The organism is Bradyrhizobium sp. NC92 (assembly GCF_025200865.1).
Taxonomy (GTDB): Bacteria; Pseudomonadota; Alphaproteobacteria; order Rhizobiales; family Xanthobacteraceae; genus Bradyrhizobium.
Genome location: NZ_CP104171.1, coordinates 3,613,157 through 3,624,372 on the forward strand (window position 1 = coordinate 3,613,157; position 11,216 = coordinate 3,624,372).

11 protein-coding genes are annotated in these 11,216 nt (G+C 64.4%); 10 read left to right on the forward strand and 1 reads right to left on the reverse strand.

Going from position 1 to position 11,216, the window contains the following annotated elements; translation table 11 throughout:
* The first annotated feature begins 27 nt into the window (after positions 1-27).
* The 3 genes from N2602_RS16705 to N2602_RS16715 all read left to right on the forward strand — a co-directional run bounded on the left by N2602_RS16705 (position 28) and on the right by N2602_RS16715 (position 3,546).
* On the forward strand, positions 28-1,053 hold the full coding sequence (locus N2602_RS16705; RefSeq protein ID WP_260383299.1) for an ABC transporter substrate-binding protein: 1,026 nt from the start codon (positions 28-30) through the stop codon (positions 1,051-1,053).
* A gap of 16 nt (positions 1,054-1,069) precedes the next feature.
* Positions 1,070-2,503, forward strand: coding sequence for an amidohydrolase family protein (locus N2602_RS16710; RefSeq protein WP_260383300.1), 1,434 nt, complete (start codon positions 1,070-1,072; stop codon positions 2,501-2,503).
* Positions 2,504-2,637: 134 nt separating this feature from the next.
* Positions 2,638-3,546, forward strand: coding sequence for an amino acid ABC transporter substrate-binding protein (locus tag N2602_RS16715; protein WP_260383301.1), 909 nt, complete (start codon positions 2,638-2,640; stop codon positions 3,544-3,546).
* Positions 3,547-3,574: 28 nt separating this feature from the next.
* On the opposite strand, the gene N2602_RS16720 is transcribed toward N2602_RS16715, so the two are convergent.
* Positions 3,575-5,200, reverse strand: a complete 1,626-nt coding sequence (locus N2602_RS16720) for a long-chain fatty acid--CoA ligase (protein WP_260383302.1) — start codon at positions 5,198-5,200, stop codon at positions 3,575-3,577.
* A gap of 201 nt (positions 5,201-5,401) precedes the next feature.
* Here N2602_RS16720 and N2602_RS16725 point away from each other — a divergent pair, with 201 nt between their 5' ends.
* The 7 genes from N2602_RS16725 (at position 5,402) to N2602_RS16755 (ending at position 11,197) form a co-directional block, all read left to right on the forward strand.
* Positions 5,402-7,246 carry an NAD(P)/FAD-dependent oxidoreductase gene (locus tag N2602_RS16725; protein WP_260383303.1) on the forward strand — a complete coding sequence of 615 codons (1,845 nt, stop codon included), beginning with the start codon at positions 5,402-5,404 and terminating at the stop codon, positions 7,244-7,246.
* 5 nt (positions 7,247-7,251) lie between these two features.
* A complete protein-coding gene (locus N2602_RS16730; protein ID WP_172786281.1) occupies positions 7,252-8,055 on the forward strand; it encodes a shikimate dehydrogenase in 804 nt (267 codons plus the stop codon).
* A gap of 121 nt (positions 8,056-8,176) precedes the next feature.
* Entirely contained in the window at positions 8,177-8,992 is an 816-nt protein-coding gene (locus N2602_RS16735; RefSeq protein ID WP_172786282.1) for a lytic transglycosylase domain-containing protein, read from the forward strand.
* 113 nt (positions 8,993-9,105) lie between these two features.
* Positions 9,106-9,327, forward strand: coding sequence for a hypothetical protein (locus tag N2602_RS16740; protein WP_007592399.1), 222 nt, complete (start codon positions 9,106-9,108; stop codon positions 9,325-9,327).
* A 12-nt stretch (positions 9,328-9,339) separates the two neighbouring features.
* Positions 9,340-9,762 carry a hypothetical protein gene (locus N2602_RS16745; protein ID WP_172786283.1) on the forward strand — a complete coding sequence of 141 codons (423 nt, stop codon included), beginning with the start codon at positions 9,340-9,342 and terminating at the stop codon, positions 9,760-9,762.
* Between the two features lie 389 nt (positions 9,763-10,151).
* Positions 10,152-10,598 (forward strand): MaoC family dehydratase, encoded by a 447-nt coding sequence (locus tag N2602_RS16750; RefSeq protein WP_212257407.1) that lies wholly within the window; start codon positions 10,152-10,154, stop codon positions 10,596-10,598.
* An 86-nt stretch (positions 10,599-10,684) separates the two neighbouring features.
* Entirely contained in the window at positions 10,685-11,197 is a 513-nt protein-coding gene (locus tag N2602_RS16755) for a hypothetical protein (RefSeq protein WP_172786285.1), read from the forward strand.
* Positions 11,198-11,216: the final 19 nt, after the last annotated feature.

Sequence of the window (11,216 nt, forward strand, 5' to 3'; positions counted from 1 at the left end):
TCACGCAACGAAGCTGAGGAGGTCTCGATGTTGAGGAAAGTCACCGCCGCGCTGCTGGGATTGGCGCTGTCCGCAGGCGCCGCCACGGCGCAGGACACCACGATCAAGTTCACGCTGGGCTGGAAAACCCAGGGTAGCGATGCCGCCTTCTTCTATGCCAAGGACAACGGCTTCTTCAAAGAGGAAGGCCTCAACGTCGTCATCGACCAGGGCGAGGGCTCCGGCGCCACCGTCACGCGCGTGATGTCCGGTGCGTACGACGCCGGATTCGGTGACGTCAACGCCATCATCCAGAACGCCTCGACCAAGCCGCAGGAGGCGCCCGTCATGGTCTACATGATGTGGAATCAGCCGCCATTCGCGATCGTCGCCAAGAAGACCAGCGGCATCAACACGATCAAGGATTTTGAAGGCCATACGCTCGGCGGTGCGCAGGGCACGCCGACGACGCGCCTGTTGCCGGTGTTCACCCGCAAGAACGGGCTCGACGGCGAGAAGATCAAGATCTCCAACATGGCGCCGAACCTGCAGGAGCCGATGCTGATCAAGGGCGACATCGATGCGGCCCTGGTCTTCAACATCACCAGCTATTTCAACCTGGTGCTCAACCGCCAGGATCCGGACAAGGACTTCAAATGGTTCTCGTTCGGCGAGTATGGTCTCGATCTCTATTCGAACGGCGTGATGGTCTCCCGCAAGCTGATCGCCTCGAACCCGAAGGCCGTCGCGGGCCTGGTGCGCGCCATCAACAAGGGTGCGATTGCGGTTGCCAAGGACCAGAATGCCGGCATGAAGGCGGCGCTGAACTACGACAACCTCATCAACGCCGAGGTGGAGAAGCGCCGGCTGCAATATTCCTTCGAGAAGCTGATCGTCTCGGCGGAGATGAAGGAGATCGGCATCGGCGACATCAAGGACGACCGCATGACCCGCGCCATCGGCATCGTGGTCGAGGGCTATCAGCTCGCCCGCGCCCCGACGCCGGCGGAGGTGTTCTCGCGCGAATTCCTGCCGCCGCGCTCGGAGCGGGAGCTGGTGTATACTGCCAACTGAACTTGGAGGGACAGCGATGGCCACGGAGATCTCGGCAACCAGCCTGTTCCGTGGCCCTGACCGTGGCGTCAGCGACAACGTCGTGCTGCAGCACGACGGCGGCGTTATCACCGATATCTCGGAAGGAGCGGGGCCGGGGCCGCGCTCCTTCGTCATCCCCGCCTTCGTCAACGCCCACGATCATGCCCGCGCCATCGCCTCGTCCTTCGGCGCTGTCGGCATGCCCCTGGAAAGCTGGATTCTGCGTACCGCGCTGGGCGCGCCCGTTGATCCCTATCTGACCGCCGTCTCTGCGCTGGCCCGCTCCGCCAAGGCAGGCTGCGCGGCGATGATGGTCCACTACACGCGCCCGAGCGGGACGATGCCGCTGGTGGACGAAGCCAAGGCCGTTGCGAAAGCCGCATCCGACGTCGGCATCCGCATCGCGTTTGCATTGGCGGTGCGCGACCAGAACCCCATCGTCTACGGTGATGCCGAGCCGGTGCTTTCAGGGCTCCCCGGGAGCGATCGCAAGACCATCGAGGATCTCTTCGTTCGCGCGCCGATGTCGCCGAAGGCCTATATCGAGCTGACCGATGCGATTGCCGCAGCCATCGCCGGGCCGATGGTCGACGTGCAGCTTGGACCCGCCGGCGTGCAATGGTGCTCGAAGCCGCTGCTGGAGGCGGTGGCGGAGAACTCCGCGCGGACCGGCCGCCGCATTCACATGCATCTGCTGGAAACCGTGTACCAGCGCGCCTGGGCCGACCGGCACTTTCCGGACATGGTGCGCTGGCTGCGCGATGTCGGCTTTCTCTCGGAGCGGCTGACGCTGGCGCATTGCATTCACGCCCGTCCCGAAGAGCTCGAGATGATCGCGGCCTCCGGCGCGCGCATCGTCACCAATTTCAGCTCGAACATGCATCTGCGCTCGGGCCTCGCTCCGATCGCCGCCGCGCACAGATGCGGCTGCGCCATCACCGTCGGCGTCGACGGCCTGGCGCTGGACGAGGATGACGACATCTTGCGCGAGATGCGGCTGGTGCAGATGGTTCATGGCGGCGTCGGCTTCAAGGCGACGTGGACACCGGCCGAGATGTTTTCGCTCGCCGTCCGCAACGGCCGCCGCGCAACCGGCGCGCCTGGAAGTGGGGAGCTCGCCGCCGGCAATCCGGCCGACTACGTCGCGATTGATCTCGATCGGCTCGATCGAGACCAGATCATGCCGGTCGATCCCATGGCGCTGCTGTTTGCGCGTGGCAACGCGTCGCTGGTGAGGGAGGTCGTCGTCGCCGGCAAGACGATCGTGCGGGACGGGATCTGCGCCGGCGTCGACCTGCCAGCCGTCGAGCAGGAATTGCGGGCGATGTACCGCGCCAATGTCGGCAAGCTCGACAGCTTCCGGCGGATGTGGCCGTCCCTGTCGGATCGGCTGAGCGGCTGGTTCGAGCAGCAGCTGACCTGCGAGTGACGCGCCGATGGGCCGCGACGGAATGTATATCAAACAGCGATAGCTGGTAGACGCAGCCGCGTCTGGCGCTCGACTGATCTGTAGGCTATCAGCTCCTCGATAGCTCGACGCCAATTCCCTTCGAGGAGCCCCTGATGCGCTTACCGACCGTTCTCCTGGCCCTGACATGTCTTGCGGGCGCAGCGTCAGCCGAAGACCTCACGGGCACGCTTCAGAAGGTGAAGGAGACCAAGAAGATCACGCTGGGCTATCAGGAGGCCTCGGTCCCGTTCAGCTATCTCGACGGCAACCAGAAGCCGGTCGGTTTTGCCATGGACATCTGCCTTGGGATCGTTGATGCCGTGAAGAAGCAACTCGGCATGCCCGACATTTCGGTCGAAACTGTCGCGGTGACGTCCTCGAACCGGATTCCGTTGATGGTCAACGGCACGCTCGACCTGCATTGCTCGGCGACCACCAACAATGCCGACCGCCAGAAGCAGGTCGCCTTCACCAACACGCATTTCCTCAGCGCGACGCGGTTCGCGGCCAGGAAGGCGGCGAACATCAAGACCATCGACGATCTCAAGGGCAAGGCGGTCACGGCGGTGGCGGGATCTGTGAACCTGACGCAGCTCGCCAAGGTCAACACCGAGCGCAATCTCGGCATCAACATCATGCCCGCCAAGGATCAGGCCGAGGCCTTCCTGCTGCTGGAGACCGACCGCGCCCAGGCCTATGCGCTCGACGACGTCCAGCTCGCGGTCGCGATCGCGCGGTCGAAGGAGCCGCAAGCCTACATGATCGGCGAGGAGGCGTTCTCCAAGCCCGAGCCTTACGGCATCATGCTGCGGCGGGAGGACGCGCCGTTCAAGGCGCTCGCCGATCGCGCCACCGCGGAGCTTTATGCCAGCCCCGAGATCGAGGTGCTCTACAAGAAGTGGCTGCAATCGCCGACGCCGCCGAACGGCCTCAACTACAACGTCCCGATGTCATCCGCCTTGCGCAACGCCTTCAAGAAGCCGAGCTCGAGCGCCGATCCTGACGTGTACGCGGTGAACTGAGGCGAGGCGGCCTGGGCGCTGACGGGCGTTATGCGACCCTGTACTCCCTGAACCGCTCGCGCAGCGCCGATTTCAGCACCTTGCCAGTGCCGGTCATCGGGAATTCGTCCAGGAATTCGACGGCGTCCGGCAGCCACCAGCTCGCGAGCTTCGGACGCATGTGCTCGAGCAGCGTCTTGCCGTCGACCGTCGCTCCCTTCTTGCGGACGACGAGGAGCAGGGGGCGCTCCTGCCATTTCTCGTGGCTGATCGCGACGACGGCCGCTTGCAGCACATCGGGGTGGGACAGGGCGATGTCCTCGAGCTGGATCGAGGAGATCCACTCGCCGCCGGACTTGATCACGTCCTTGGAACGGTCGGTCAGCGTGACGTGGCCTTGTGGGTCGATCACGGCCATGTCGCCGGTGATCAGCCAGCCGTCGCGGTCGAGGCCCTCGTCCAGCTTCATGTAGCCGGAGGCGACCCAGGGGCCGCGGGCGCGCAGATGCCCGACCGTCTTGCCGTCGCGCGGCAGCTCGATGCCGGCGTCGTCGACGATGCGCAAATGCGTGCCGAAGCAGGCGCCGCCGGAGACCTGACGGCGGTCGAATTTCTCCGTCTCGCTGAGATGCTCCGAGCCTGGCCGCAGCCCCGGCATCGAGCAGCCCAGCGCCTCGGTCATGCCCCAGGCCTGGATGTAATCGACATTGTACTCGCGCTTGAGCTTCTCGACCATCGCGCGCGGCGGGGCCGAGCCCGACGACAACGTCGCCCGTAAGGTCGAGAATCTGTTGCCGGTCCGCCCGAGCCAATCGAGCAGGATCAGCCAGAAGCTCGGCACGCCCGCCGACAGCGTCACCTTCTCGCCTTCCAGCAATTCGTAGAGCTTGTCCGGCTCGTAGTTGCGACCGGGCAGCACGAGCTTCGATCCTGTATAGGGCGCGCTGAACGGCATGTTCCAGCCATTGCCGTGAAACAGCGGCGCCATCGGCATCATCACCTCGCGCACGCCTTCGACATGTCCCGACAGGAAGTCGAAATTGCAGCAGGTCATGGTCTGCAGGATCGCGGCGCGGTGCGAATAGATCACGCCCTTTGGATTGCCCGTCGTGCCCGAAGTGTAGCAGATCGTCGAGGCGGATTTCTCGTCGAACTCCGGCCAGGCGAAGCCGGCATCGGTCTCCTTCTCAAGAAGCTCTTCGTAACAATGCACATTCGTAAGCTTCGTCTCGGGCATTCGCTCGCGCGAGGACATCACGACATAAGCCTCGACCGTCTTCAGCTGCGGCGCGATCGCCTCCACGATCGGCAGCGTGGCGCGGTCGATGAAGAGCAGGCGATCCTCGGCGTGGTTGATGATGTAGACGAGCTGCTCGGGAAACAGCCTGGGATTAACGGTATGCAGCACGTAGCCCATGCCCGGCGCCGCATAGAACATCTCGAAATGCCGGTGCGTGTTCCAGGCCAGCGTTCCGACGCGGTCGCCTTGCCTCATGCCGAGCCGCTTCAGCGCCAGCGCCATGCGCCTGATGCGCGGATGGGCCTCGGCATAGGTGTAGCGATGGATGTCGCCCTCGATCTCGCGTGCGACGATCTCGGCTTCGCCATGATAGTCGGCCGCATATTGGATCAGGCCGCTGATCAGCAGCGGCATGTCCATCATCAATCCCTGCATGTTTCCCTCCGGATTGCCACGTCGTTGCATGGCGTAGGCTTGTGATTTGCGCTTGAGGTTAGCGGAACGTCACGCAGCGTTCACGTAAAAAACAATCAGCGTGATTGCATGCCGCGCTTTTTCGGCGCTAACGTGTCCGCGCTTTTTCGGCGCTAACGTGCGGTGAGCTGCCGGCGAAGCAGCATGGGCGGGAGGAATCGAATGTCAGCGGAAAGACACAAGACCGATGCAGCCGGCGCATCTACGGTTGATATTTCCGCCCTGCGTGCCCGTTATCGCGACGAGCGCGACCGCCGTCTGCGCGCCGAGGGCAAGGCGCAATATGTCGAGGCGACAGGCGAGTTCGGCCGTTATCTCGACGATCCCTGGGCCGATCCCGGCTTTGCGCGCGCAGCGATCAGTGAAGCGACCGAAGTGCTCATCGTCGGCGGTGGCTTCGGCGGCCTGCTGTGTGGCGCGCGGTTGCGCGAGGCCGGCATCGCGAATTTTCGCATCGTGGAAAAGGCCGCCGACTTCGGCGGCACCTGGTACTGGAATCGTTATCCCGGCGCCGCCTGCGATACCGAGAGCTATATCTATCTGCCGCTGCTGGAAGAGACCGGCTACATGCCGGTGCGCAAATATGCCCGGGCGCCGGAGATCTACGAGCATTCGCGCCGCATCGGCCGGCATTTCGGGCTGTACGAGCGCGCGCTGTTTCAGACCGTGATCTCGCGGATGACATGGCAGGAGCAGGAAGCGCGTTGGCTGGTCGAGACCGATCGCGGCGACCGGATCGCCGCGCGCTTCGTCATCCTCGCCGGCGGACCGCTCAGCCGTCCGAAGCTGCCGGGCATTCCCGGAATCGAAACGTTCAGAGGTCACAGCTTTCATACCAGTCGCTGGGACTACGGCTACACCGGCGGCAATGCGGACGGTGGCCTGACCGGCCTTGCCGACAAGCGCGTCGGCATCATCGGCACCGGCGCCACCGCCGTGCAATGCGTGCCGCATCTCGGTTGTTCGGCCAAGGAGCTCTATGTATTCCAGCGCACGCCGTCCGCGATCGGCGTTCGCGACGATCGTCCGACGGAGCCGGACTGGGCGCAGAGCCTCAAGCCAGGCTGGCAGCGCGAGCGCATGGACAATTTCACGGCCGTGATTTCAGGCGAGCCGTTCGAGCAGGATCTGGTGCAGGACGGCTGGACTGGCCTGCTCGGCGAGATCCTGCTGGCGCCGCGCCGGCAACCCCAGCCGGTGACCTCGCTGGAGGAGGCGCTGAAGGTGATCGAGCAGGCCGACTACCGCAAGATGGAGGAGATCCGCGCGCGCGTCGACACGGTGGTCAAGGATGAGGCGACCGCGGCAGCGCTCAAGCCCTGGTACAAGGCGTTCTGCAAGCGCCCCTGCTTCCACGACGAATATCTCGATACGTTCAACCGTCCCAACGTGCATCTGGTCGATACCGGGGGGAAGGGCGTCGAACGCATCACCGAGAACGCCGTCGTCGCCAATGGCAAGGCCTACGAGCTCGACTGCCTGATCTATGCCAGCGGCTTCGAGGTCGGCACCGATTACGCGCGCCGCATGGGCTTCGAGGTCTACGGCCGCGACGGCATGAGCCTGTCCGAGCGCTGGCAGGACGGCGTCAAGACGCTGCACGGCTTCTACAGCCGCGGCTTTCCGAACTGCTTCCTGATCGTCACCGTTCAGGCGGGACAGAGCGCCAACTTTCCGCACATCATCGACGAGCAGTCGCAGCACATCGCCTATGTCGTCAAGGAGGCGCGCGAGCGCAAGGCACGCGCCCTGGAGCCGACGCATGCCGCCGAGAACGCCTGGGTCGAGGAGGTCGTCAAGGCCGCGCTCGGCCGCCAGACCTATCTCGCCGAATGTACGCCGGGCTACTACAACAACGAAGGCGTGTTCGATCCGATCGCGGCGAGAAACAGCCAATATTGGCGCGGGCCGGTGGCATTCCTGCGGCTGCTCGAGAAATGGCGCAAGGAGGGCAATCTGGAAGGTCTGGAATTGAGCTATGGGACCGCCGCGCCGGCCCAGGCTTGAGCGGCATGATCCCGGCCCCCACAGGTGCGACGCGACTCTACGTCATCGTCGGCGATCCCATCGCGCAGGTGCGCTCGCCGGCGGGCGTATCGGCCGCCTTTGCCGCGCGCGGGCACGACGGTCTGCTCGTGCCTGTCCAGGTGACGCCAGGGGATCTGCCTGACTTTCTCTCGGTGGCCGGGCGGCTGAAGAACCTCGACGGCATCGTCGTGACCATCCCGCACAAATTTGCCTGCTACCAGGCCTGTGCGAGCGCGACGGCACGCGCGCATTTCCTGCGGACCGTGAATCTGATGCGGCGGCGTCCCGACGGGGGTTGGCACGGCGACATGGTGGACGGCCTCGGCTTCGTCGGTGCGGCGCGGGCGACGGGCATCGATCCAAAGGGCATGCGGGCGCTGCTTGTCGGTGCGGGCGGGGCGGGCTCGGCGATCGCACTCGAACTGCTCGAGGCCGGCGTTCGCGAGCTTGCGATCCACGACAGTCTGTCCGAGCGGCGCGACGTACTGGTCGGCCAGCTCAACAGACTAGGCAAGGCACCGGTCCGGGTCGGCTCGGAGGATCCGGCCGGCTTCGACTTCGTCGCCAATGCCACGCCCGCCGGAATGAAGGATGGCGACCCGCTGCCGGTCGATGTGGCGCGGCTCGTACCGTCGACCTATTGCGGCTGCGTCATCACCAAGCCCGAAGTATCGCCCTTTATCGCAGCGGCCCGCAGGATCGGCTGCGTCACCGGGACCGGCACCGATATGTACCAGCAGCACCAGAGCATCATGGTGGATTTTCTGCTGGGCGCGGAGGGGACGTAAGGCGCCGGTGTCAAGGGCTTTGCGTGTATTGATTGTAGCATCCGGGACTTGAGCGAGTGCAACTGGCGTAGGATCATGCGATCTCGCGCGAGCCGGTCGCGCCATCCAGAGAGGACACGTAATGATGAAGGGCAGGACAGTCGCAACCGCGGTGATTGGCGCGACCGCGCTGCTTCTCTCGCTGCCTGTGGCCGAGGCCGCGCAATGCGGCAGCTCGCCGGCCGGCTTCGAGGCCTGGAAGCGCGAGTTCAGCGCGGAGGCGCAGGGCAAGGGCATCGGTCCCACCGCGCTGTCGGCGCTGATGCAGACGAACTATGCCAGCGCCACCATCGCGGCTGACCGCGGCCAGCGCAGCTTCTCGCTGACGCTCGACCAGTTCCTGGCCAAGCGGGGTGCCACCACCATCGTCGCCAAGGGCCGGCAGCTCAAGCAGTCACAGGCCGCCTTGTTCGCCTCGATCCAGCAGCGTTATGGCGTGCCGCCCGGGCCGCTGATCGCGATCTGGGGCATGGAGACCGGCTTCGGCAGCCAGCGCGGCAACCAGAACATGCTGTCGTCGATCGCGACCCTCGCATATGATTGCCGCCGTCCCGAATTCTTCACCGACCAGCTCTATGCCGCCCTGAAGCTGATCGACCGTGGTACGCTGTCGGGATCGACCCGCGGCTCCATGCATGGCGAGGTCGGCCAGACCCAGTTCATGCCCAAGAACATTCTGGCCTACGGCACGGGCAATCTCGAAGTTGCGGCCAATGCGCTGAACTCGACGGCGAATTTCCTCAAAGGCCATGGTTGGCGCGCGGGAGCCGGATACCAGCCGGGCGAGCCCAATTTCGCCGCGATCGAGGCCTGGAATGCTGCGGGCGTCTATCAGAAGGCGATCGCGCTGATGGGCCGGCAGATCGACGAGGGCGGGGGTGCTGCGGCCTCGCGCTGAGCTCTGGCTCAGCGACGTGTGATGCGACGGTGCGAGAAAGTTGTTGCCTTCTGGAACCGACGGCACGAGGTTTGCTTTGATCAAGTTCAGGGCTGGGCATGAGGAGACTCAACATGGCTACCCAGATCGTGATGGACCAGACTGGCGATACGCGCCACGAGTTTGATCCTGGCAATGCCGAAGCGCTGGCGCGAGCCGAACGGCGCTTTCGGGAGCTCACCGGAGCCGGCTTCACCGCCGCGCTTCGAACCGGACCCGGCGAAGTGACCCGGATCCGATCATTCGATCCGACCGCGCAGGAAACGCTGTTCTATCCCCGCCTGGTCGGCGGTTGATCTGAGCTGCTCATGATCGCGGCAGTTTGGCTTCGCGCGCCAGCGCGTGCGCGTCTGCATGCGCTGCGTGAACTCTATCGCCGCTTCTTCGGCGAGAATACGCCGGATGCCCGCGGCCGCCGGCTTCTGGCCGAATGGCTGTCGCCGGCGCAGCGCGCGCAATTCGAGCAATACCGGTATTTCGACGTCGTCGGTTGCGACACCGGCAGGATCTATCGCATTCACTACGGCACAGCCGCCAACGTCCACGAGGTCGACAGTGACGGGCGTGCGACGATGGGGTGGTGCTTCGTCCCGTCAGGCTTCCTGGTGCCGGGCGACGTGATGCTGGCGCAGAAGATCGCGCTCGAGACGGACGAGAAGGGGGCGCTTGCGCTCGCCAACCGGTTTCCGCCGGCGACGCATTCCGAGCACTTCTACCGACGGCCTTTCTAGCGTCGGGAAGGGGGCAACTTTCAGGAATGCGTGGTGCGGTAGGCGTCGAGCGCATGCGCCGCGAAGACGCCGATGCTGCACAGTGCGAGCAGGGCTGAGATCAGCTCGATCATCGCTCGTCCTCCCGTAGCGGCTGGGCAACGAGGTTCTGGCAGCACGAATATTCGTAGATCAGGTCGAGGATGAACTGCATGGTGGCCGTCCCTGTATTTATTTTGACAACCACTTAAGCCGCGATCTGTTTCAGGCGTGTTTCGTCGCATCGGGAAAGGGGTTTCACGAGGAACCTTGCGCTGGTTTGTGCGCTGCGGGCCCGCTATATCCCTCATGGCTCAGGCGATTTTGAGCCGTCTCTTCGGGAGCGGCGCATCATATTGCGAGGCAAAATCATGGCGCAGGTCGAGTGGTTCGACGATCTCACCATCGGAATGCGGTTCAAATCCCCCGAAGTCGTGGTCACCGAGGCCGACATCAAGCGCTTCGCTGCCGAGTTCGATCCGCAGCCGATGCATCTCGACCACGAGGCGGCGAAGCAGACCCTGTTCAAGGGGCTTGCCGCCTCGGGATGGCACACCGCCGCGATCGCCATGAACCTTGCGATCCAGACCCGTCCGTTCGGCCCGCATCCGCTGATCGGCGCCGGTGTGGACGGCCTGCGCTGGACCATGCCGGTGCGGCCCAACGACCGCCTGCATCTGGTCGGCGAGGTCATGAGCCTGACGCCGTCGAAATCGAAGCCGCAGGGGATCGCGCTGGTGAAATGGACCATGTTCAACCAGAACGGCGAGGAGGTTTACACCTTCACTCCGATCGCGATCGTACCGCGGCCGGGATAGGACGGCCGCCGGCCATTGGCCTCGCCCTCTTGCGAGCCGCCGGCGGAGGTGGTCATCTCGGCGCGGGGAACGCGCTGGAGGCCGACATGAAACGATCTCTTCTCGCCGCCGGAATTCTCGCTTGCGCCTTGAGCGCAACCGTGTTGGGCCCAAGCGCTGCGCTTGCGCAACAATCCAAGGTCGGCGACTGGACCATCGAGAAGCGCACGCAGGACACCCACTGCAATGCCAGCCGCGGCTACAAGGACAAGGATGACGAGAACCGCGACTACGTCATCGTGATCACCTATTCCGAGCAGGCGATCGTGATCGTGATGATCTACGACGGTTGGGAATGGGACAAGGTCGGCGAGATCCTCCGGGCCGATGTCGGCACTGACGATGCCGACATCATGAAGAAGGCCAAGTGGGAGGTCATGGACAAGACCACGGTGCGCGGCATCTTCGCATACGATCAGTCGATCATGGATCGCCTCGCGAAGGCCAAGCGCCTCACGCTGGATTTCGAGGACGACGACGATGACAGCATCGAGATGCAGATCCCGCGAGCCGGCGAGGCGCTGGCGGCGCTGAAATTCTGCGAGGAGAACCGGAAATAATCGATCGACCTTGTTGGTC